Raw genomic sequence first — 21,565 nt, 5'->3', positions numbered from 1 at the left:
ATGCGGACCCGGCTTGTGCCTCTTGGGGCGTTGGCGCTGCTGGCGCCCTGCGCCGGCCTCGCCCAGCCGGCGGCGGAGGCCCCGGCCGCCGCGCAGGCGAGCCTTGCCCCTGCCCCTGGCAGCAGCCGCGCCGGCATCGACCTGCTGGTCCGCCAGGCGGAGCGGTGGCTGAGCCAGGACCGCGCCGACCTCGCGGCTTCCTCCATCGAGCGGGCGCTGCAGGCTGACCCGAATAACACCAATGCCCTCGCCGTCGCAGCGCGGATCGAGGCGGCGCGGGACAACCGCGCGGCGGCGGCGGCCTATCTGGCCCGGCTGCGCGCGGCAGGCGGGACGGAAGAGCAGCGGGCGCAGGTCGACAACGTGGTGCGCGGCGCCACCATCGACCGCAACGCGCTGGAAACGGCGCGCCAATTGGCCCGCGACGGCAAGGCGACCGAGGCGGTGGCGCGCTACCGGGCATTGTTCGGCCAGGCCGGGCCGCCGGAGCAGTTCGCCCTCGAATACTACCAGACGCTCGCCGGCGCTCCCGCCGGGGCGGAGGACGGGCGGCGCGGCCTCGCGGCGCTCGCCGAGCGGGCGAATGCCGAGCCGCGCGCGCGCCTCGCCTATGCCCAGACGCTGACCTATCAGCCCGGGACGCGGGCGCAGGGGATCGAGCGGCTGGCCGGGCTGGTCGATCAGCCGGGCATCGGCACGGAGGCGCGCCGCACCTGGCGGCAGGCGCTGATCTGGGGCATCGGCGACCCGGCCGCGGCGCCGCAGCAGGAGGCCTATCTCCGCCGCTTCCCCGACGACGAGGATCTGCGCCGCCGCATCGAGCAGGCACGGGCCGCGGCGCCACCGCCCGACCCCGGTGCGACGGCCCGGCAGGAAGGCTTCGCCCGGCTCGAGGGCGGCGGGCTGCGCGACGCGACCCGGCAGTTCGAGGCCGCCATCGCCACCAACCCGAACGACGCGGATGCGCTCGGCGGCCTCGGCATCGTCCGGCTGCGCGAGGGCAAGACGGCCGAGGCGCGCACGCTGCTGGAGCGTGCCGTCGCCGCCGACCCGGCCCGCGCCGCGCAATGGCAGCGGGCGCTGGACGGCGCCAGCTACGGCGCCGAACTCGCCGAGGGCCGCGCCCTGCTGCGCGCCGGCAAGCTGGACGAGGCGGATACGGTGCTGCGCCGCGCCGTCCGCCGCGAGGCCGAGGACAGGACCGATGCCGAGGTCGCCCTCGGTGACCTTGCGCTGAAGCGCAACGATCCGGCGGCGGCGGAGCAGCGCTTCCGCACCGCCCTGACCCGACGGCCGGGCTTCGTGCCGGCGCAGCTCGGGCTGAACCAGGCGCTGCGGGCGCTTGGGCGAACCTCCGAGATGGTGGCGGTGGCGACGCCGCGGCCGGTGCTGTCGCCGAACGAGGTCCAGGCGGCGCAATACCGTGAGGAAGCGGCAAGGTCGGGCGACACGGCCGCGGCCTCCGCCCTGCTGCGCAACGCCCTGGCGCTGGTGCCGAACGACCCCTGGGTGCGGCTCGACCTCGCCCGCGCGCTGCGGCGCGAGGGGCGGGCCGGCGAGGGCAGGGCGCTGGTGGAGGAGCTGGCGGCGCGCGGCGCGGGCAACGATGCCGTCATGGCCGCCGCCCTTTATGCCGATGAGGAGGGCCGCGCCGCCGATGTGGAGGCGTTGGTCAACCGCATCCCGCCCGGCCGGCGCAGCGCCGACATGGCGCGGCTGGCGCAACGGGCGCGGGCGACGGCCGAGGTGGACCGGGCGGCGCAGATGCTGCGCGCCGGCAATATCGAGGGACGGCAGCGGCTGCTGATGCTGGCGGCGCGACCCGATCCTTCCGGCGCCACGGCGGCGTCCGTCATTCGCGCCTTCGCCTCGGCCAATGACCGCTTCGGCGCCGCCGAGGCAGGGCGGATCGGCCAGACGGCGAACCGGGCCGGTGGGGCGCGGGCGCAGCTTGCCATCGCCAGCGCCTTGCTGGGTGCCGGGCTGGAGGCGGAGGCAGGGGCGCTGGCCGATGCCGCCGACGGGGCGAGCCTGCCAGCGGAGCAGCGGCGCGACCTCGCCACGCTGCGCACCGGCATCGCCATCCGCGCCGCCGACCGGCTGAACGAAAGCGGCGACCAGGCCGGTGCCTTCGAGCGGCTGCGCCCTGCGCTCGCAGCCAGTCCGGAAAGCCCGGAGCTCCGCCTGGCCCTCGCCCGGCTCTACCAGGGCGCGCGGCGGCCGGCTGAGGCGATGAGGCTGGCCGAGCAGGTGCTGGCGCGGGACCCGCGCGACCTTGATGCCCGGCGGAGCGCGGTGGATGCCGCTGTCGCCGCGGGCGACCGGGCGCGGGCCGAGGCGCTGGTTGCCGAAGGCCGGGCCCTGGCGCCGCAGGATGCGCGGGCGACGCTGATGGAGGCCCGCCTGGCGCGCGCCTTCGGCCAGGACAGCCGGGCGCGGCGGGCGCTGGAACTGGCGGCGGCGCAGCGGCAGCAGGAGGTGGCGCGGCCGATGACCATGGCGCAAGCCGGGGGCGCGACGCCGGTTTCCTTCCCGGGTGGGGAAAATCCCTTCGCCCGCGGCGGCCTCGTCACCACCCCCGGACGGGCGCCGCTGGTGGCGCTGCCGAACGACCCGGTGGCGCAGGACATCGCCACGCAGCTTGCCGCGCTCGAGGACGAGACGGCGCCGCGTATGACGGCGACGGTCGGCGGCCGGGCGCGCTCCGGCTCGCGCGGGCTCGACCGGCTGAACGAAGTGTCGGGGGCGGTCACGGCCTCCGTCTCGCCGGGCTCGCTCGGCGGGCGGCTGAGCGCCACGATCAGCCCCGTCACCATCGACGGCGGCAAGCTTGGCGCCGACGAGAACACGCGCCGGCGCTTCGGCACCAACCTGATCAGCGGCAATCCCCCCGGCTCCGGCACCAGCACGGCGTCCGGCGTCGGCGTCTCCGTCGGCTATACGCGGTCAGACTGGCTGCGGGCGGATGTCGGCACGACGCCGCTCGGCTTCCACACGACGAGCCTGCTTGGCGGCATCGAACTGGCGCCGGCCATCACCGACAACCTTCGCCTGCGCGTCACGGCGGAGCGGCGGGCGATCACCGACAGCCTGCTCTCCTGGTCGGGCGTGCGCGACCCGATCCAGGGGCGGTACTGGGGTGGGGTGACGCGCTCCGGCGGGCGGGCGCAGGTCGAGATCCCGGTTGGGCGCGGCTACATCTATGCCGGCGGCGGCTATGCCATCTACGAGGGCGACCAGGTCGCGCGGAACACCCGGACGGAGGCAGGGCTCGGCCTCGGCTACCCGATCATCCGCGAGGGGGATACGGAGCTGACGGCGGGCGTCGACCTCGTCTACTTCGCCTTCGACAAGAACTTGCGCTACTTCACCTACGGCCAGGGCGGCTACTACAGCCCGCAGAGCTATACGGCGATCAACTTCCCCGTCGACTACCGCAGCAAGATCGGCGACTTCAGCTACCGCGTCGGTGGCACGATCGGCTACGTCAATTGGCGGGAGAACGACAGCGACCTCTATCCGAACAACCCGGACATGCAGGCCCGCGCCGTGGCGCTGTCGCGGACGGACCCGACGGTCTCGGCGCGCTATCCGGGCCAGTCGACCAACGGGCTGATCGGTGGGTTGCGGGCGGATGTCGACTATGCGCTCACGCCGCGCCTCAGCCTCGGCGGCGCCTTCCGCTACGACAAGGCCGCGAATTTCGACGAGACGCGCATCCTGCTGCGGCTGAACAACAGGTTCTGATCCGGCGGGGAGGGCGGCAGCCCGCCCTCCCGCGCCGGTCAGGAGTGGCCCCGCGCCAGCAATTCCCGGGTGCGCTTCAGCGTCGACAGCAGCGCGGCCCTGTAGCCCTTGTCGCTGTCGAACTGCGCCTGCTCGGCCTGCTCCTCGGGGCCGCCCGGTGCCTTCCCGCGCAGGCCGAGGTAGCAGTAGAAGCGGAGCTGGAGCGCACCGGCCTCGTCCTCGAACAGCTCGTTGACGATCGCGCCCTCGCGCGGGCCGGCCGCCTGGAAGAAGGTGACCTTGTTGCCCGTCTCCAGGGTGATGATCTCGCGGAGGTCGGTGCCGCCGATCGTCGCCTCCCGCACGAAATGGGTGGCGCTCTCCTCCACGACCTCGCAGCGGGTGCAGAGGCCGGGCGGCAGGAACAGGCGGGCGTCGCGGGCCTTCAGCACCAGGCCCTCCCAGGCCTGGACGCGCGTCAGGACGGGCTCGCCCTTCGGGTTCACGGGGACGGTGGCGGTCGAGTAGATCATGGTGGCGGTTCTTCCGGTTGAGTGCTGCATTACGCCCGGCCATCAGGCCGCGGCCGCGGTCCCGGCGGCGAAGTCACGGTAGGAGCGCAGCGGGCGGCCCAGCAGCGCAGTGAGGCGTTCGGCATCGCCGGCCTCCGGCCGCATCCCTTCGGTGAGGAAGCGCTCGCACATCAGGCGCATGTCGTAGGCCATCCAACCCGGCATGAAGGCCCGGAGGTTCCGCTCGAACCCGGCGGTGTCGTCGCCGGGATAGGCGACCGGACGGCCGAGCACCTCCGCCCAGATGGCGGCGACGTCGGCGCCGGTCAGCGTCTCCGGGCCGACGAGGTTGATCCGGTCGGCCGGCAGCGGCGCAGCGGCCCGCTCGCGGCGGAGCAGCTCGATGGCCGCGATCTCGCCGATGTCGCGCGCATCGATCATGGCCAAGCCCTTCGCACCGATCGGCATCGGATAAACGCCGTGGCCGGTCACCACCTCCCTGATCGCTAGGTCGTTCTGCATGAAGTAGGCGGGGCGCAGGATGGTGGCGTTGAGGCCCATCCCCTCGATCATCCGCTCGACGGCGAACTTGCCGGCGAAATGCGGCACGTTCACGTAGCGGTCGCTGTGGATGACGGATAGGTAGACGACCCGCTCGATGCCGGCCTCCCGCGCCAGGTTCAGCGCGACCAGGGCCTGGGTGAATTCATCCGGCACCACGGCATTGAGCAGGAACAGGGTCGAGACGCCCGACAGCGCGCCGCGCAGGGAATCGACATCGAGCAGGTCGCCCTGCACCGCGGCGACACCCGCCGGGAGCGTCGCCTTCGCCGGGTCGCGGACGAGGGCGCGCAGGTCGGCGCCGCGATTGATGAGTTGTTCGGCGACCTGGCGGCCGACCGTGCCGGTCGCGCCGGTGACGAGGATGGTCATGGGGGTCACTCCTGAAGGTGTGCCAACGAGGCGCTCCAGAGATGATCGGTCCATTTGCTGGCTAATAGGCGCTATTTGAGGACGAGGTGTCTCTCAGGTGGAACATATGGATCTGCTCGCCCTCGCTGATTTTAACTTGGTCGCCCGGCATGAGGGGTTCGGTCGGGCCGCCCGCGCCTCCGGCCGCCCGAAGGCGACCCTGTCCCGCCGCGTCGCGGAGCTGGAGGGCAGCCTCGACCTGCGTCTTTTCGAACGCGGCGCGCGCCGGCTCCGGCTGACGCAGGAAGGGCGGGCGTTCCACGAGCGGACGGGAGCCCTGCTGGCCGAACTCGACGAAGCTGCGGCGGCGATCACGTCTGGCGTGGACCGGCCGCGGGGCCGGTTGCGGATCAGCGCGCCGCTACTGTTCTCCCAGACGGCGATGGGGAGGCTGGCCGCCGGCTTCGCGCTGAAATTCCCCGAGGTCCGTCTCGAGGTCACGACGGAGGACCGCGCCGTCGACATGGTGGAGGAAGGCTATGACCTGGTGATCCGCGTCAATCCGGACCCGGACGAGGCCCTGGTCGGCCGGGTGTTCCTGCGTGACCGGCTGATCGTCGTGGCCAGCCCTGACCTCCCTCGGCCGGCGGATGGCTCGGCCGTGCCGGTGGTCGCGCGCGGGCCGGGCGACCGGATCGTCGCCTGGGAGGTGACGACGCCGGCCGGATCCTCGCGCATCGCCGTCCATGCAGTCCTCGGCCTGTCGTCGCTCGTCATGGTCCGCGACGCGGTTCGGGCGGGCGTCGGCGCCGGACGGCTTCCGCTCTCGCTCGTGAGCCATGACCTCGCGGCCGGCAGGCTGGTGCATTGGGGCGACGTGGTTGGCCCGGAGATCGGCCTGTGGGCGCTCTACCCGTCGCGCCGGCTGCTCAGCGCGCGCGTCTCCGCCTTCCTCGACCATTTGAAGGGCGCCTTTCCGCAAGGGAGCCCCGACGAGCTGGCGGCCTATATCGAGGGCTGACGGCTGGGCTGCGCGGCCGCGGCACTCCTCGCCAGCCCGGGGCGGTTTCCAACCGGTCCGCCCCATGCATGGCGACGTCGTTGGCGTAGTCGGTCGGCAACCGAAGAAGCGCCGCCGCGCCGGCCATAGCCGCCTTCCGGCGCGTCTCTCGCGCATCGAGGTGCTGAAGGACCGGCCGGGATAGGGATAACAAGATCAACCCCCGTGGGCCGCCGCATGCGGGACGCGGTGATGAGAGCGGCACGCTGGCCTTATGCTGGAGCCATCCGCTCGGCGCTGAACCACCACGTCGAGTTGGTCGGCCTCCCCGAGGACGACCGGATCGAATTCAACAACCTCGATCACGCCATCCGGCCTGAGTGGCTCAGTCGACAGAATGCGCTGTTCGCTCCCGGCGACGATGGTGGGGCCTGCTGGTCAGCCTGTGGATCCAGAGATGTCGAGGCAGAAACGGTAGCGCCGCGACGCAATCGCCAGCCCCGGGCTAGTTCGTAGCTAGGATGATGCCTCTCGCCACCGCCATGTAGCGGTTCCAAATTGCGACGCAGTCCTCGCCGCACCGCTCGATCCACCTTGGCAAGACGACGTCTCGTAGCAATTGCGTCCGACGCCGCTGGTCCTGCGGTGTGTCATTGAGCACGATCATGCGTCCTGCTTCGCCTCGAACGCATTGGGGCAAACCGGCATTGCAAGCGAACCCTTCTTCGGTCTCGCGCTCGGCTGCTTGCCAGATTTCGCCTTCCAATGTCGTTAACCCCTGCTGAAGCTGGGATCTGACCTCCGATGGAAGGGCGGCCCAAGCGCCCAGGTTGGCGCCAAAAAACGAAACCCCCCAACTGATGGCCTGCCGAGACATCGCAGAGGTCAAGATCTGCAGGCCGAGTGCATTGCCTGACAGGCTTCCGGTAATAGCGCACTCAACAGTATGATCCCGAAAAGCGTTGGGGATTTGGGCGAAGGGGATGACAACCGGCATAGCATTGAGCGCCTCGATCATCTCGCTTTGACCGACGGATGAAACCCGAACCCGACGTCCGGCGAGGTCAGCCAAGCCCTTGAACGGCTCGCGGCAAAACAGCACCTGTGCCGGATAGGTGTAGATGGCCAGTAATTTAATACTGTACCGGTCATGGAGAATAGCCTCCAGCCGCGGCCGTAGCAGATCCCGTGACTGACGCAGGGTTGCGATGTCCGGATTGAGTGCTGGTAGATCCATCGCTCCCAGTTCCGGTTCGTCGCCAGCAGCAACGCTGAGGCTAACGGTGCCGAATGGCACCACGCCCAACCGCATCAGCCCCAGCATATCGGATCCGCGGATGCCGCTGCGGTCGAACGGCGCAATCGCCGCCTGGACCCGGCCCTTGGTCAGGCGAGGCACCTCCGTTGCCCAAAATGGGGCTTCGTACCGCATATATTGGGTAACACCGCCAAATCCGCCCGCGATCCTAAGATGGATCGGTGCAGATTCCTCGCCCATGGCTGGCCCAACTCCGAGCAAGACCGCGCCGATGATCGGTAGAAGCATCGATCGCGTTCGAGCCATGATTGAGCGCATATTCATAATGATATCGAAAATAAACATGGTCGTCTACTGGACCTTGAGAAGGCGATTGATCTTTTCAGCCGTCGTGCTACCAGAACGTTAGGTAAAAAGGCGCAAGCCATCAAAAGTTCGCGCAAAAGTTGATTGCGCGGCCACACGAAAATGCGCTCAGGGCAGGCGGAGACCGCAGAGATGGACCGCTTGAGCTGCTTCGTCCATTGCAACTGGCGAAGCCCGGGTCGGCAGCGTTGTTACGGACCTGACCAGTCACGAGGCGACAGGTTCGTTTGGGCTGACGCATCTCCCCACCGTCGATGAGGCCGCAGCGCGGGGCCTGCTGCCTGCCATTCCTTGCAATTTTTCGGGTGACTTAGCCCTGTCACTCAGCATGTAACCGGAAGTGACAACCAACCCATGAGTTATGCGTATCGATAATCGGAGGTGGCGTATGATCGACCCCGATGATCGCGAGACTGGGTTTTACTGGATCCGTATCGCTGGCCAGGAGCCAGAGGTCGCCCAGTGGCAAACCGAGTGGAACCAATGGCTGGTGATGGGGCAAGAACTTCCACTCTCCGACCTTCGCGCTGAAGAGGTGCAGGTTCTGAGCGAGATGCTGGAGCCTCCTGCCGTCAGTGCTCCCGTCGATCAGTAAACGCTCGCCAAACCTGGCAAGTGGGTCGCCAGCGGTCACGCGGCGCGGTCGCCGGTCTATATTCCGGCGGTACCGACAGTAAGGGGATGTGCCAGCACGAAGTCCGTGCCCGGGCTGGTGAGTGCTTGCGCGAAATGGGGCACCCGCCATGCGCATCTGGACGAAGGCGCGTCGCCCTGGCGCTGCAGGGCCTGCAGCGCGACGCTGTCGCGGGAGAAGGCTGCCCAGCACCCAGGCACGCACACTTCGCCGCGGGCGCCGCATCCCTCGTCGAGCTGCGCCAAGCCGGCCCGGATGAGGGCTGCCGCCACCAGCGTGCGTCGGTAGCGGTCGCGGCCAAGCTTCGTGCAACAGCTGCTCCAGCGCGCCATCCAGCCGACGGTCTGCTCCATCACCCAGCGCTGGGCAGGATGTGGAAGCTCCTCCGCCGCTCGCGCTCCAGCATCGGCGCCATGTCGTGGATGGCCTGGAACAGGAGGCGCCGTTGCGAAGCGTCGGCGCACCAACCATGGCCCGACATGCACCGGCGGCATCCACCAGGCGCTGCCCGCTCGGGCCAGCGTGCGGATCGCGTTTGGCTCTTTTGCATGCCAGCGCTTGGTGGCCTGCCGCGCTTGGCTGGATGGGGCTGCAGCGCCCGGAACCGCAACCCAGTTTCTCGTCCGCGAAGTCGGTCGGGTTAGCGTCGACGACGCCCGAATGCGGCCGGCTTCGCCCGGTCTTTCTTCGTCGACATCCCACCCATTGGGCAGCGCCGGAACTCAATTTACCGACTTGCGCGCGCTCTCGAACGGACACCTGAGGACTCAGGCGTTCTGGCCACTCTCAGATGCGCGGTGGAGGGCGTGCCCGTCTCATGGACGATTGGCCTGCATCCATCCTGGGCATGTGGCATCGTTACCTGGTTTCCCGAGCCATGGCATGGTTCCCGGCACGCCCCGAAGCAAAAAGAGACCCGGAATGACCCAGGCAGATCGGTCCGACGCCTTCTCCGAGTTGATGGCCGTCCGTGCCATGCGGGCACCGGGTGCCGGTGAGGTCACCATCACCGGGTCCGATCCGTTCTACCGGACGCCCTTCCGCGTCGGAGAAACGGCGGCCGCCGTCCTGGCCGCCACTGGTGTCGCCGCCAACGACCTCTGGGAGTTGCGCACCGGCCGCCGCCAGGCCGTCAGCGTCGCTGTGCCCGAGGCGGCGGCGACGCTGCGCGTTGTCGACTACACCAGGAAGCGCGAGGCGGACGGGCAGTACCGGTGCCCGCCGGTATCCGAAAGCATGAAGCACATGGCGACGGTGACCCAGCCCTGGCCGACGGCGGACGGGCGCTGGTTCTTGCCGCATTTCAACCTGCCGCACCTGGAGCGCCGCGTGCTGGACGTGCTGGGCTGCGAGAGCACGCCGGCCTCCGTCAGCGCCGCCGTCGCCCGCTGGAACGCCGACGCGCTCGAGACCGCGATCGCCGAGGCGCGCGCCTGCGGCGGCAAGGTCCGGACGCGGGAGGAGTGGCTGGCGCACCCGCAGGGTGCCTATCTCGCCAACCGCCCCGTGGTGGAGGTCGCCAAGGTCGCCGAGAGCCCGCCCGAGCCGCTGCCGCCTGGCAACCGGCCGCTGTCGGGAGTGCGCGTGCTCGACCTGACCCGCATCCTGGCCGGGCCGACCGCCGGGCGGACGCTGGCGGAGCATGGCGCCGACGTGCTGATGGTCACCGCGCCCCACCTGCCGCAGGTGCCCGAATACGTGCGTGACCTGAGCCATGGCAAGCGGAGCTGCTTCCTCGACCTCCGGCATGCCGACCAAGCCAGCCGCTTGGCCGCGCTGACGCACAACGCCGATGTTTTCGTCAACGGTTACCGCCCCGGGCAGCTCGGCGAGCGCGGCTTCGGCCTGAAGGAGTTGAGCGAGCTCCGTCCCGGACTGGTCACCGTCTCGGTCAGCTGCTTCGGGTCGGGCGGCCCCTTCGCAGGGCGGGCCGGGTGGGAGCAGATCGCGCAGTCGGTTTCGGGCATTGCCCACACTCATGGAGAGAGGACCGGCGCCGGCGGGCCGAAGCTCGCCCCGGCCCCGATATGCGACTACCTGACGGGCTACCTCGCCGCCCTCGGCACGATGCTGGCCCTGGCCCGCCGGGCCCGCGAGGGTGGGAGCTATCACGTGCAGGCTTCGCTGTGCCAATCGGCCATGTTCTATCAACGCCAAGGCCTGGTCAGCAGCTTCAACGATGCACCCGAGCGGCTGACCGGGAGCGAGCTCGAACCCCTCTATGTGCGCGAGGACTCCTCCTATGGGGACCTGCTGACGCTAGGCCCGGTGCTCCGCATGTCGGAAACGCCGTGCCGATGGGCGTTGCCGACGCCCAAGCTCGGTGGAGACCGGCCCGAATGGTTGGCTCGGTAGACTGAACTTCGTTGAAGGCATGTCCCTGACCTGGAACCCCTTCGAGCCAATCGCTGGGGGCTGGGTGGCCTCAAGCGGGGCGGCCGCCGTTGGTCAGACCCGATCCTTTCATGCGCCCCCTTGCTCGCCCTGGCGCTCGCCCTCATGTAACCAGAATGAACCAGAACGACGCCATCACTGCGGCTCAATCGTTGACTGCAGAAGCGGAGCGGCTTCAGGCAGACGCGCAAGCCACCCGCAAGGAGGCGGACGCGCTCCGCTCGGCTGTTCAAGGTCCTTCGGAGGTGGTGCAGCAAGTCATTGCGCGGCTTGAAGCGGACGCGGGCGTAAAGACGGAGCGTGCTCGTTCTTTGGAGCGTGCCGCTGCAAGTCTGCTTTCCCGGGATGTGGGGCAGGAAAGGGGGTCGGCGGAAGGGTTTGCCGCTTTCGACGCTTTCGCCAGAGCCAATCTTTCCCCCTTGGTTGCCCGGCTTGCGTCTGCGGTCAGGGGTCAGGACTATGCCGCAGGTCAACCAGGCCCGAATGTGCCCCCTCCGATCAATTTGCAAGGTATCGGCAAGGTCCTGGAGGATGGTCTGCAGTGGTTGGCCAAGGAGAGCAGGCGACAGGGCGGGCGGCCTTAGATCCCTAGGAAAGCGTCGCCCCTGCGTCAGCAAGCCACTGGCGTGATACTGGCGATGGCTGGTTCGATTGGATTGCAACGGCTTAGCAGTTGACCGCGTAACCCTCGCCATGGGGTTGAACCGTCTTATGTTCTGCTGCCTGTTGGACCGGCGGAGAGACGGTTATGGCCGAAAGCGATTTCGCTGCGGCATCTTTCCGACCTATGTGCCGTATGGCGGCACCGAACCCTTCCCGCTGCTTTGGATCGCCTGCTCTTGTCAGGACGGGAGGGACGGTGCCTGGCATTGCCCCAGTCGCCGACGGCGCGGCTGGAGGTTACTAGCATCGGGCCTTGCCCGTGGAGATCATTCAGCAGCCGAAAGAGGAGCCGAAATCGTCGACGATCAGCAATCTCGGCTCTCTGAAGCGTGCGAGACGTTCCGCTGACCTGCGCTTTGTCCAGCTGGCGAGATCCTAAGGGGCAGGGGGCGGGGGGATCCGCCGCCGATCGAGCCGGAGAGGCCGCTGCCGACTTTGCCTGGCGAGCATGCACAGCCCTGGCCACAGCCGCGACCTGCCGGGCGGTACGGGCCACGGAGCCAAGGCCGGCTAACCACCACGGGTCGGAAAAGTCGAGTATGCCTTGCCAATGCGGACCGGCGATGACGTCTGATCGCGCCTCATCTAGGCGACTTCATCGAACTCGCTGAGGTACGCGGCAGCGCTCCGTCCACTGCCTCTGACAAACCGGCGGCTTGCAGGCGAGGTTCTCTTTGACGCTGAATCGCCCAAGCCTGTATGGCACATGCAGGATGATAGGAGATCTGCTTTGACCAAAGACGATTTTGTCGCACTCGTCGCCGAGAAGGGCGCCATGGCAAAAGCTGACGCCGGTCGCGCCGTCGACGCTTTCTGCGGCGCCGTCACTGCTGCGATGCAGCAAGGCGAAGACGTCAAGCTGCCTGGATTCGGCAGCTTCGAGGTACAGGAGCGAGGCGAGCGGCAGGGACGCAATGTCCGCACCGGCGAAGCTCTGACGATCGCTGCCTCGAAGGCGGTGCGCTTCTCCGCTGGCAGCAAGCTGAAAAACGCCGTCAACGGCAAGGAAAGCTAGCCAATTAGCGCCGAGAAAGCTGCAGGCGCTTCCAATCAAGCGAACGCTTGTGGTGAGTGAACAGGCTGGAGCGGCGTCCGTAAGCCAGTGCGAACGGAAGCCGCTCTAGCTCTGCCGCTCCTTTGACAGTCGACCACTGACCCATGGCGCTCGGCATCCACCCTGGATTTAGCCGAAAGCCATCTCTCAACGATCGGTGCCGCTTGAATGAGGTTGTCATTCTTGGGCGCTTGTCCCGGTCGCAGCATCTTCTAGCCCACCTCGGATACGGCGATAGGCCCCAGGGCGATCCACCGAGACGCAACATGGCGATGTAGATGGCCGCTTCGCCGCCTTCGGAACCTGCGATCAAGTTGCCCGAAGTGCAAAGTCATCATGTTAGAGTGAACCGATGTCGTGCAGGCCACGAGCCGGGCTTGTGCCGATGATGCCAAAGAGCACGGTTGCCACAACGATAACCGCGGGAGGCTTGCGATGCAGGACGGCGACAGCACGACCGGGCCAAGGCGCGCCATGCAGGTTGGTGTGCCGAAGGAAATCAAGATCCATGAATACCGCGTCGGCTTGGTTCCGGCCTCAGTGCGAGAGCTGGTGCAGCGCGGCCATCACGTGCTGATCGAGACAGGCGCTGGCGCGGGCATCGGCTTCCCCGATGCGGCCTATGCCGCCGCCGGCGCCAGGATTGCTCCGGACGCTGCCACGGTCTTCGCCGAGGCTGACCTTGTGATCAAGGTGAAGGAACCGCAGCAGGCGGAATGGCCACAGCTCCGCCCCGGCCAGATGCTGTTCACCTATCTCCATCTCGCGCCCGACCGTGAACTGACGGAGGGACTGCTGGCCAGCGGCTGCACCGCCATCGCCTATGAGACCGTGACTGATTCGGCAGGTGGCCTGCCGCTGCTTGCGCCGATGAGCGAAGTCGCCGGCCGCATGGCCATCCAGGTCGGTGCCCGCTGTTTGGAAAAGGAGGCGGGTGGCGCCGGTATCCTGCTTTCGGGCGTACCCGGCGTACCGCCCGGGCGTGTGGTGGTGCTCGGTGGCGGCGTGGTCGGCTCGAACGCTGCACGGATCGCCGCCGGGATGCGGGCCCAGGTGACGGTGCTGGACCGCAATCCGCGGGTGCTCGACACGCTGGACCGTGAGTTCGCCGGCCGTGTCGCCACCGTCTTCGCTACGGCAGAGGCCGTGGAACAGGCAGTAACCGAGGCCGACCTGGTTATTGGTGCGGTGCTGATTCCCGGTGCCGCAGCACCTCGGCTGGTGAACCGCGCCATGGTTGCCGCCATGCGGTCTGGAAGCGTGCTGGTCGATGTGGCAATCGACCAGGGTGGCTGTTTCGAGACCTCCCGCCCCACGACCCATGCGGAGCCGACCTATCTGGTCGATGAGGTGGTGCATTACTGCGTCACCAACATGCCGGGCGCGGTCGCCAGGACCAGTGCCGTCGCACTGAACAACGCGACCCTGCCCTTCATCCTGCAGCTGGCTGACCAGGGCTTCCCTGGCGCTCTGACGGAGAATGCGCACTTGGCACAGGGGCTGAACATCCATGCGGGACATGTGGTGCATCCCGCTGTGGCTCAGGCGCTCGGACTGACGGCGCTGCCGCTGCGAGCGGCATTGGGAGGCTGACGCTGCCACCGACTGCATCAGCCCGATGCATCAGTGGGTTGGCCAAGGAATGGAGATGGCAACCGGTCGCCGAATGGGGGCACCTGCTCCCGAAAGGGGTGGCCGAGCTCACCTTCGGCCTGAGAGCGTGATCGGCTCCGTGCAGCCGTTTGACGCTGCACAGCGATGGTGGGGCTGCCGCGGGCATCGGTGGCGGAGGTTGCCGAAGAGAACGACAAGGGTGCGGCGATGGAAACGGACTATCTGGTGATCGGTGCCGGCTCCGCTGGCTGCGTGGTAGCCGCGCGTCTCGGTGAGAGCGGCGCTCGTGTGGCGCTGCTGGAAGCTGGCCCGAAGGACCGCCACCCCTGGATCCACATTCCCGCCGGCATGATCAAGCTGTTGAGAAACCAGAGACTAGTGAACTGGGGCTACCTGAGCGAACCCGAACCCGGCAGCAACAACCGCGCCATCAAGTGGCCGCGCGGCAAGACGCTGGGCGGTTCGTCATCCATCAACGGCATGCTCTATGTGCGCGGCAATCCCGCCGACTTCGACGGTTGGGCGCAGATGGGCGCGCGCGGCTGGAGCTATGACGAGGTGCTGCCCTACTTCCGCAACTCGGAGACCTACCACGGCGGCGGCGATCCCGAGTATCGCGGTACTGATGGCCCGCTGCAGGTGGAGGACTACCGCACCATTCTGCCGCTGACGCACCGCTTTGTCGAAGCCGCGCAGCAGGCCGGCCACGCTTTTCGCAAGGACCTGAACGGCAAAGAGCAGGAAGGCGTCGGCTACTCCCAGATGACGCGCATCGGCAAGTGGCGTGGCTCCACCGCCCGTACCTTTCTCGCCCGTGCCAAGGGCAAGGTACGTGTGGAAACCGGTGCCCAGGCCACGCGCCTGCTGTTCGAAGGCCGCCGCTGCATTGGCGCCGAGTTTATCCAGGGCGGCGAAACAAAGCGCATCCTTGTGGCCAGGGAGGTGGTGCTTTCGGGCGGCGCGGTGAACTCGCCGCACCTTCTGCAAGTGTCGGGCCTCGGTCCGGCCGACCACCTGCAATCGCTCGGCATCACGGTGCTGGCCGACCTGCCGGGTGTCGGCGCCAACCTGCAGGACCACTACGTCACGCGCGTCCAGCATCGGGTGAAGAGCGCCATCTCGACCAACCAACTGTCACGTGGCTTGCGGTTGGCAGGCGAGGTTGTGCGCTTTTTCCTGCGCGGCAATGGGGCGTTGACCTTCGGTGTTACCACGGCGCAGGTCTTCGCCCGCTCCCGCGAAGGCTTGGCCTCGCCGGACCTGCAACTGCTTTTCACGCCGGCGACCTATGAACTCGGCAGCGTCATCAGCAACCTGGAACGGGAGCCTGGCATGACCTTGGCCATCTGTCCGGTGCGTCCGGACAGCCGCGGCAGCGTGATGGCGAGATCGGCCGACCCGCTGGAGCGGCCACTCATCCGCCCCAACTACCTCAGCGCCATCGGCGACCAGCAGGTGCTGGCGTCCGGGCTGAAGCTGGCACGCGACATCATGGCGCAGCCCGCCATCGCCCAGCATAGCGTACGCGAGATGCTGCCGGGCCCCGAGGTGCAAAGCGAGGAAGAGATGCTGGGCTTCGCGCGGCAATACGGCACCACCATCTACCACCCGGTCGGCACCTGCCGCATGGGCGAGGATCCGCGCGCAGTGGTGGACAGCAGGCTTCGGGTGCAGGGCATCCAGGGTCTGCGCATTGCCGATGCCAGCGTGATGCCGACACTGACCACCGGCAACACGAACGCACCGACCATCATGATCGGCGAGAAATGCGCCGCGATGATGCTGGAGGATGCACGGTGAGCGATGGTGCAAGAGGACATCCTCAAATTGGTCGGAGCGGAGCCAAGGCCACGGTGGCACTCCCCGCTAACGTCGACTTCCATATCGCACCCATATCCTTGCGGATCGATGTTCACCGACAGCGGCGTGGTCACGGCCGAGATGATTGAAATGGGCGATTTGGTCGTGGCCGGACAGGAAACGCAGCGTCCTGAGACGGCTCTCGTCAGCGTCTTGTTGTTCCGGGCGGCCCGGCATGATTATCCTTGGTGAGCCACTGGCTTGGCCCCCGCATGGGCCCGACATCGAGACTGATCCGAGTTCAGGCCGGTTCATGACCAGGGGTTGTCGATGACCTTACCTGCTTTTGCCCCCTACAGCCTCAGCGCTTTCAATATGTCGCAGGCATCGGAGAACAAGATCCACGACGACACCGTCGCCGCACGCCTGGGTTTCGCCGGTGGCCTCGTTCCCGGCGTGGAGGTGTATGCCTACGCGACCCATTTCCCCTTGGCCCTTTGGAGTCGGCCCTGGCTCGAGCGGGGCACGATGGAGTGCAAACTCCTGAAACCGGTCTATGACGGCCGGGTCGTCACGATCACGGCGAACCGGTCTGCAATCGGGCTCGATTTCACCGTGGAGAGCGAGAAGATCTCTTGCGCCTCCGGATCGGCGAGCCTGCCCTGCAAACCACCAGCCATGCCGGACTTGACCTTGTTCCCGGTCGTGCCCGCTAAGCGCGAGAGGCCGCATGTGAATGATGCGGTATTCCCTGTCGGCGAATGGCTGGGTGCCAATCCGCTTGAGGTTACGGAGGACTACGCTTCGAGCTATCTGCGCGATGTGCGAGAGGCGAACTCCCTTTATTCCACCGAGAAGCTTGTCCATCCCGGCATCATCTTGCGGATGTGCAACTGGTCGCTGTCTCACAATGTGCAGATGGGCGCCTGGATTCACGTCGCAAGCGCGGCCCGCAACTTGGGACTGGCCCGCGTCGGCGACGTCCTCACCACCCGGGCGAAGGTGCTGGCCAACTACGACCGCAAGGGCCACAAGATTGTCGAGCTCGACGTCCTGGTCATCGCGAATGGTCATACGCCGGTTGCCCGCGTCCATCATTCAGCGATCTACCGGCCGCGCCAGCTCGCCGAGTTGGCATGAGGTGAGTGGATTGGGTTGGCACCGGCGGATCTTTTGGATAGGCCGGGCTTAGACCCGCATGTCCACTGACGCTGCGATCGTCATGAGCCACGGGTTGGTCTATTACTCCGCCGCCAGCAGTTTGACCGTGAGCCCGTCCAGCTCGCCATCGAAGTACTGACGAAGCACGTCAGCGAATACCGCTGCCTCTGGCCGCGCCACCGCGAACAGCGTCATGGACGATCGGAGCTTGAGATCGTCCGGGCTGCCGAATATCTCATGCGCCGACCGGTGCCGAACCGCACGGACCAGCTCGGTACACTTCACGAGTTGCGGCCCGAGAAGAGGGTGCGCGATATAGGCTTGTGCCTCGGCCAGCGAGGCGATTCCGTAATGCTGGGCAGTCGAGCTTCGGCCGAGGGCGCGGAGCTGCGGGAAGACGAACCACATCCAGTGCGTTCGCTTGCGTCCCGCCCGGAGTTCGCGGTGAACCTCCGCCATCACCGGCTCCTGAGCCCGCACGAAGCGTTCGAGATCGAAGGGGTCGTTCATACCCCAGGCTATGTCGATATTGGCCAGCTTCGGAAGGCTTGCCGTGGCCAAGCCTGCCTCAGCATCGCATGTGATGCCGGGAGGTCGCGGCTGGCAGCCGATGATCACCTGACTGGACGCGCCACCGTCCGGGATGACACCCTTCCTGGCATGACAGCCTCCACCATCCCGAGCACCTGTTGGGAATGCGGCACGCTCTGCGGCGCCTTGCTGACGCTGGATGAGACTGGCCGCGTCGCCAGGATCGCACCCAACCCTGCGCACCCGACATCGAAGGGCGCATTCTGCGTCAAAGGCATCCGCGGCCTGCAGGACTGGACCGACCATCCCGACCGCCTCCTGCACCCGCTCCGTCGGGTGGGCGAGCGCGGCAGCGGCCAGTGGCGGCGGGTGTCCTGGGACGCGGCGTTGGACGAGCTGGCCGACGGCCTGGCCGCCGTGCGCTCCAAGCATGGCCCGCTGGCGCTGGTCGGGGCGGTCAGCGGGGCGTTTTTCAGCCGCGGCGCGGTGGTCGCGCTGCTGCTGCGCAGCCTCGGCTCGCCAAACTGGATGATCAACCAGGACCTGTGCGGCGGCTGCCGCGCGGTCAGCGACCGCCTCACCGGGCTGAATATCGGTCGCGGCGAGGATATCGAGGCGGCCCGTTGCACCCTGCTGGTCGGGCGCAATCCCCATGCCGCCGATCCTATTCAATGGGCCGAGCTCAAACGGGCCAAGGCCCGTGGCGCACGGCTGGTGGTGCTCGACCCCTTCCGGACGCCGGCGGCGGAAATGGCCGATGTATGGCTGCAGCCACGGCCCGGTACCGACGGCGCCATTGGCCTCGCGTTGCTGCACGCGTTGATCCGCGACAGGGCCTACGACACGGATTTCGTTGCGAGATGGTGCCATGGTTTCGAGGCGCTGGCGGAGCGCGTGGCATCCTGCACGCCGGGCTGGGCCGCGGCGATCGCAGGCGTTTCGGCCGAGGCCATCGAGCATGCCGCCAAGCTCTACGCCGAAGGCCCATCCTGTTTCGTCGGCGGCCATGGCATCGATGCGGCGAGCAACGGAGTGCAGACCTACCGCGCCTTTCACGCGCTGGTGGCTATCAGCGGCAATCTGGACCGCCCAGGCGGCAACCGGCGGGTCAAGAAGCCAGCCGGCTTCCGCACCTATCTTGAGCTGCTGCACGAGCCGCGCTTCCGCTTGCCGGAGGAAATTGAGCGTCAGACCATCGGAGCCGACGTCTACCCGCTCTGGGCCGGGCCGAAGGGCTGGCAGACCGCCTGCCACAACCCGTCCGTCATCGAGGCCATGCTGACGGGCCGGCCCTACCCGGTCCGCGCCGCCTATGTCAGCGGCGTCAACATCGCAGTGACCTATCCGGACGCGCGACGGACGTTGGCCGCGCTGCGCTCGCTTGAGGTGCTGGCGGTCGCAGCACATACCATGACGCCGACGGCGGCCATCGCTGACCTTGTCCTGCCGAAGACAACGACGCTCGAGGAGGAGGACGTCACCCTCGATCCGTCAGGACCGAACATCGCCTATACCGCCGCCGTGCCCGCACGCGGCGAGGCGCGCAACGACCTGGAGATCGCGGTCGGTCTGCTCGATCGGCTTCGCGCCCGTGGCGCCCTTTCCGCCGAGCTGCTGCCCTGGCGAAGCCAGGCGGAGTTCAACGCTTTCCTGCTGGGGGACAGCGGCATCTCGCTGGCCAGCCTTCGCCGCGATGGCTATGCGCATTTCCCCTACGAGCTGGGCGACTTCGCCCAACGTGGCTTTGCAACGCCGAGCGGAAAGATCGAACTTTATTCGGAGGCCGCCGCGCGGCATGGGCTGGACCCCCTGCCGGGCTTCCTGCCGCCGCCCTCGGCCGCGACGCCGGGCCATGCGCTGCTGCTGCAGACCGGATTTCGCGAAAAAACCTACCACCACTCCCGCTTCCGCGACCAGGCTTGGGCGCGGAAGGTTTCGCCCGATCCCGAGGTCCGCCTGCATCCGGACACTGCGGCGGCCTGCGGCGTCACCGAAGGGGATTGGGTGGAGGTGGAACTGCCAGGCGGCCCGGGCGTCTGCCGGCTCCGGGTGACGATCACCGACCGGACCCAGCCCGGCGTTCTGACAACCGGCATGGGCTGGTGGCTGCCAGAAGCGCCGGGACCGGAATTCGCTGCGCTGGACATCAACGTCAATGCCGCGCTGAGCTACCGCGGCGCGGCAGATCCCATGAGCGGGTCGGTCGATATCGGCGCGCTGCCGTGCCGCCTGCGCGCCGTGCGCCACGCCGGCGACCATTTTGCGGATACGGCATGACGAGTGCAAAAGCCGGGCCGCATACCCCGCCTGTCCTGTCCTCCTCCAGCGCCGCCAGCCGGCTCGGTCCCGGCATCTTGCTCGGCGAGCACCTGGGCTGGAAGGGTGGCTTCGGCGGCCGTGCTTCTTCGTTGGTCAGACGCCTGCCGGCGCAAGCGGGTGCGGCGATCATGCCGAAGGGTGAGGCCGCACCAGGATGCTTTCCATTCCAAAGGCGATCGGCAGCCCAAGGACTGCGCGAAACTCCTTGTAGCCACTCCTGCCAGGGAAGAAGGCGTGCAGAAAAAGCCAAGGTTGCGCGTCGGGGCCGACAGCGACCGATGGGTGCCCCGGGCCGGACCACTCCGCCGTGGAGCGCAGGAGCGGCTCCCTCGTCTTCCGATACGGACCGAGCGGGTTATCCGCGACGGCAACCCCAATGCCGTACTCGGCCGTTGAAAAGTCGTTTCCGGCGTAGAGCATGTAGTACCTTCCCCCGTGCTCGCTGACCCACACGCCCTCGACAAGGTGGCCCTCCCATTCCTGGTCGTTCTGCAAAACCTGCTTCCGCTCACCGAGGAGGACGAGCATGTTCAGGTCCAGCTTTTGGGCATAGACCGGCGTCCTGGTCAGCCGCAGGATCTCCGTGATGGCTTCCCGCCCGGCTTGGACCGTCTGCTGCTCGAGAATGCCCGACAGGCGCGCCGAGAATGCCTGGAAATCGGAAACGACGGCCTCGACCAATGTCTGCAGGACAAAGAAGCGTTCCATGGGCCCGAGCGACTTTACCCAAGGCCATAGTGCCGAGGCGAAAGCAGCAGTGCGACGGTCCTCCTCGTGCGGAAACAGCTCGTCTATCAGCAGGGTGTGCTCGTGCAAGAACTGGCACAGCCGACTTGGCCAGACATCATTGGTATCCTCCTTCCAGAACAGGTAAGCGCTGCCTTCTTGGTCAAGGAGAATATGCGGGTCGATAACGTTGCCCCGCAGGATGGGCGCCTCAGCAGCGATGAAGGGACCATCAGGCCGGGAGGATTTGGCGAGCCCGATCGAAAAGCTTCCATCCGCCTCCCGTGCGGCGAAGCACAGGAGGAAGTCGCTGCCGATCCGGTGCATCTCGGGCGCCCAGTACTCTCCCCCTCGCCCAATCTCCGCCGCCCACCTGGGCGCATGGCCTTGCGGGAACACGAAGCCCAGCGGCCGCCAGTCCATCAGGTCTTGCGAGTAGAGGATGGGAAACACCTGCGGCGCGTCGTTCGACGTTGCAAGCAGATAGTAGGACGCGGTCCCAGCGCCAGAAAGGTCCTCGACCACGCGGGTCACGGCCGGGTCGCCGTAGCCATAGAGAATGTCCGGCGACACCGCTTCGGTGAGCAGGGGCACGAGCGGTGTCGTCGAGGCCGGCACTTCTGGAGGTTGCCGGCTCCTTGGCAGGCGCGTTCCGTAATCCTTGGCAAGCGCCTCGAAAAGATCGAGATAAGAATGGTGCCCGGTATCAGGCAAATTGTACTTGCGCACCACCTGCGCGTCGGAAGCCGCGTCGAGCCCGGTGACGAGGACAAAGCGCGACGCGCTTTCCGGCTCGGCGGCAGTGATGGCGATCTCGAACCGGACAAGCCCGTCCGGTGCGGAGGTCAGCACGAGCTTGTGGGACGCGGCGACAGGCTGCTCACCTTGCATATCT

General features: G+C 67.5%; 18 protein-coding genes. 11 read left to right on the top strand and 7 right to left on the bottom strand.

The genetic code is table 11. The features are described from left to right. On the top strand, positions 1-3,747 hold the full coding sequence (locus LH62_RS06600; RefSeq protein WP_144404402.1) for a cellulose biosynthesis protein BcsC: 3,747 nt from the start codon (positions 1-3) through the stop codon (positions 3,745-3,747). Positions 3,748-3,785: 38 nt separating this feature from the next. Here LH62_RS06600 and LH62_RS06595 read toward each other — a convergent pair whose 3' ends face one another. Next, positions 3,786-4,259, bottom strand: coding sequence for an SRPBCC family protein (locus LH62_RS06595; RefSeq protein ID WP_043360082.1), 474 nt, complete (start codon positions 4,257-4,259; stop codon positions 3,786-3,788). A gap of 42 nt (positions 4,260-4,301) precedes the next feature. Then, complete coding sequence (locus LH62_RS06590; protein ID WP_043360081.1) at positions 4,302-5,171, bottom strand: SDR family oxidoreductase; 870 nt, start codon at positions 5,169-5,171, stop codon at positions 4,302-4,304. A gap of 106 nt (positions 5,172-5,277) precedes the next feature. On the opposite strand from LH62_RS06590, the gene LH62_RS06585 reads away from it, so the two are divergent. Beyond that, on the top strand, positions 5,278-6,171 hold the full coding sequence (locus LH62_RS06585) for a LysR family transcriptional regulator (protein WP_043360079.1): 894 nt from the start codon (positions 5,278-5,280) through the stop codon (positions 6,169-6,171). A gap of 484 nt (positions 6,172-6,655) precedes the next feature. Here LH62_RS06585 and LH62_RS29105 read toward each other — a convergent pair whose 3' ends face one another. Continuing rightward, entirely contained in the window at positions 6,656-7,753 is a 1,098-nt protein-coding gene (locus LH62_RS29105) for a TRAP transporter substrate-binding protein (protein ID WP_201445437.1), read from the bottom strand. Positions 7,754-8,162: 409 nt separating this feature from the next. On the opposite strand from LH62_RS29105, the gene LH62_RS06575 reads away from it, so the two are divergent. Then, the gene (locus tag LH62_RS06575) at positions 8,163-8,369 is read left to right on the top strand and encodes a hypothetical protein (RefSeq protein ID WP_043360078.1); all 207 of its coding nucleotides are present in this window, start codon (positions 8,163-8,165) and stop codon (positions 8,367-8,369) included. A gap of 56 nt (positions 8,370-8,425) precedes the next feature. Here LH62_RS06575 and LH62_RS06570 read toward each other — a convergent pair whose 3' ends face one another. Continuing rightward, on the bottom strand, positions 8,426-8,761 hold the full coding sequence (locus LH62_RS06570; RefSeq protein ID WP_043360076.1) for a hypothetical protein: 336 nt from the start codon (positions 8,759-8,761) through the stop codon (positions 8,426-8,428). After that, complete coding sequence (locus LH62_RS32305) at positions 8,761-8,889, bottom strand: hypothetical protein (protein ID WP_255359983.1); 129 nt, start codon at positions 8,887-8,889, stop codon at positions 8,761-8,763. Before LH62_RS32305 ends, LH62_RS06570 begins: the two co-directional genes overlap by 1 nt. 440 nt (positions 8,890-9,329) lie before the next feature. Between LH62_RS32305 and LH62_RS06565 the strand changes: the two genes are divergently transcribed. The 7 genes from LH62_RS06565 (at position 9,330) to LH62_RS06545 (ending at position 17,073) form a co-directional block, all read left to right on the top strand. Further along, positions 9,330-10,763, top strand: a complete 1,434-nt coding sequence (locus tag LH62_RS06565) for a CoA transferase (RefSeq protein WP_043360075.1) — start codon at positions 9,330-9,332, stop codon at positions 10,761-10,763. A 155-nt stretch (positions 10,764-10,918) separates the two neighbouring features. Then, on the top strand, positions 10,919-11,386 hold the full coding sequence (locus tag LH62_RS30170) for a hypothetical protein (protein ID WP_144404401.1): 468 nt from the start codon (positions 10,919-10,921) through the stop codon (positions 11,384-11,386). A 686-nt stretch (positions 11,387-12,072) separates the two neighbouring features. Further along, positions 12,073-12,480 carry an HU family DNA-binding protein gene (locus tag LH62_RS06560; RefSeq protein ID WP_369796821.1) on the top strand — a complete coding sequence of 136 codons (408 nt, stop codon included), beginning with the start codon at positions 12,073-12,075 and terminating at the stop codon, positions 12,478-12,480. Positions 12,481-12,993: 513 nt separating this feature from the next. After that, entirely contained in the window at positions 12,994-14,112 is a 1,119-nt protein-coding gene (gene ald, locus LH62_RS06555; RefSeq protein ID WP_043365304.1) for an alanine dehydrogenase, read from the top strand. A 165-nt stretch (positions 14,113-14,277) separates the two neighbouring features. Further along, a complete protein-coding gene (locus LH62_RS06550) occupies positions 14,278-15,933 on the top strand; it encodes a GMC family oxidoreductase (protein ID WP_201445436.1) in 1,656 nt (551 codons plus the stop codon). Between the two features lie 108 nt (positions 15,934-16,041). Beyond that, positions 16,042-16,185 carry a hypothetical protein gene (locus LH62_RS31025; protein ID WP_160299786.1) on the top strand — a complete coding sequence of 48 codons (144 nt, stop codon included), beginning with the start codon at positions 16,042-16,044 and terminating at the stop codon, positions 16,183-16,185. A 78-nt stretch (positions 16,186-16,263) separates the two neighbouring features. Continuing rightward, on the top strand, positions 16,264-17,073 hold the full coding sequence (locus LH62_RS06545; RefSeq protein WP_043360072.1) for a hypothetical protein: 810 nt from the start codon (positions 16,264-16,266) through the stop codon (positions 17,071-17,073). 102 nt (positions 17,074-17,175) lie between these two features. On the opposite strand, the gene LH62_RS06540 is transcribed toward LH62_RS06545, so the two are convergent. After that, on the bottom strand, positions 17,176-17,655 hold the full coding sequence (locus LH62_RS06540) for a DUF1810 domain-containing protein (protein WP_369796743.1): 480 nt from the start codon (positions 17,653-17,655) through the stop codon (positions 17,176-17,178). Positions 17,656-17,754: 99 nt separating this feature from the next. Here LH62_RS06540 and LH62_RS06535 point away from each other — a divergent pair, with 99 nt between their 5' ends. Further along, positions 17,755-19,902, top strand: coding sequence for a molybdopterin-dependent oxidoreductase (locus LH62_RS06535; RefSeq protein ID WP_043360071.1), 2,148 nt, complete (start codon positions 17,755-17,757; stop codon positions 19,900-19,902). A gap of 168 nt (positions 19,903-20,070) precedes the next feature. Here LH62_RS06535 and LH62_RS06530 read toward each other — a convergent pair whose 3' ends face one another. After that, entirely contained in the window at positions 20,071-21,561 is a 1,491-nt protein-coding gene (locus LH62_RS06530) for a family 43 glycosylhydrolase (RefSeq protein ID WP_082012389.1), read from the bottom strand. Positions 21,562-21,565 lie beyond the last annotated feature (4 nt).

Origin of the sequence: Belnapia sp. F-4-1, from assembly GCF_000802185.1 — a bacterium.
Taxonomy (GTDB): domain Bacteria; phylum Pseudomonadota; class Alphaproteobacteria; order Acetobacterales; family Acetobacteraceae; genus Belnapia.
Note: the sequence above shows the minus strand (reverse complement) of the source record. Positions and strands in the feature narration are given on the sequence as shown.

Excerpts from the sequence above, each read along its gene's own strand:
- LH62_RS06600 (WP_144404402.1), top strand. The coding sequence starts at position 1 with ATGCGGACCCGGCTTGTGCCTCTTGGGGCGTTGGCGCTGCTGGCGCCC.
- LH62_RS06595 (WP_043360082.1), bottom strand. The coding sequence starts at position 4,259 with ATGATCTACTCGACCGCCACCGTCCCCGTGAACCCGAAGGGCGAGCCC.
- LH62_RS06590 (WP_043360081.1), bottom strand. The coding sequence starts at position 5,171 with ATGACCATCCTCGTCACCGGCGCGACCGGCACGGTCGGCCGCCAGGTC.
- LH62_RS06585 (WP_043360079.1), top strand. The coding sequence starts at position 5,278 with ATGGATCTGCTCGCCCTCGCTGATTTTAACTTGGTCGCCCGGCATGAG.
- LH62_RS29105 (WP_201445437.1), bottom strand. The coding sequence starts at position 7,753 with ATGTTTATTTTCGATATCATTATGAATATGCGCTCAATCATGGCTCGA.
- LH62_RS06575 (WP_043360078.1), top strand. The coding sequence starts at position 8,163 with ATGATCGACCCCGATGATCGCGAGACTGGGTTTTACTGGATCCGTATC.
- LH62_RS06570 (WP_043360076.1), bottom strand. The coding sequence starts at position 8,761 with ATGGAGCAGACCGTCGGCTGGATGGCGCGCTGGAGCAGCTGTTGCACG.
- LH62_RS32305 (WP_255359983.1), bottom strand. The coding sequence starts at position 8,889 with ATGTCGGGCCATGGTTGGTGCGCCGACGCTTCGCAACGGCGCCTCCTG.
- LH62_RS06565 (WP_043360075.1), top strand. The coding sequence starts at position 9,330 with ATGACCCAGGCAGATCGGTCCGACGCCTTCTCCGAGTTGATGGCCGTC.
- LH62_RS30170 (WP_144404401.1), top strand. The coding sequence starts at position 10,919 with ATGAACCAGAACGACGCCATCACTGCGGCTCAATCGTTGACTGCAGAA.
- ald (WP_043365304.1), top strand. The coding sequence starts at position 12,994 with ATGCAGGTTGGTGTGCCGAAGGAAATCAAGATCCATGAATACCGCGTC.
- LH62_RS06550 (WP_201445436.1), top strand. The coding sequence starts at position 14,278 with ATGGTGGGGCTGCCGCGGGCATCGGTGGCGGAGGTTGCCGAAGAGAAC.
- LH62_RS31025 (WP_160299786.1), top strand. The coding sequence starts at position 16,042 with ATGTTCACCGACAGCGGCGTGGTCACGGCCGAGATGATTGAAATGGGC.
- LH62_RS06545 (WP_043360072.1), top strand. The coding sequence starts at position 16,264 with ATGACCTTACCTGCTTTTGCCCCCTACAGCCTCAGCGCTTTCAATATG.
- LH62_RS06535 (WP_043360071.1), top strand. The coding sequence starts at position 17,755 with ATGACAGCCTCCACCATCCCGAGCACCTGTTGGGAATGCGGCACGCTC.
- LH62_RS06530 (WP_082012389.1), bottom strand. The coding sequence starts at position 21,561 with ATGCAAGGTGAGCAGCCTGTCGCCGCGTCCCACAAGCTCGTGCTGACC.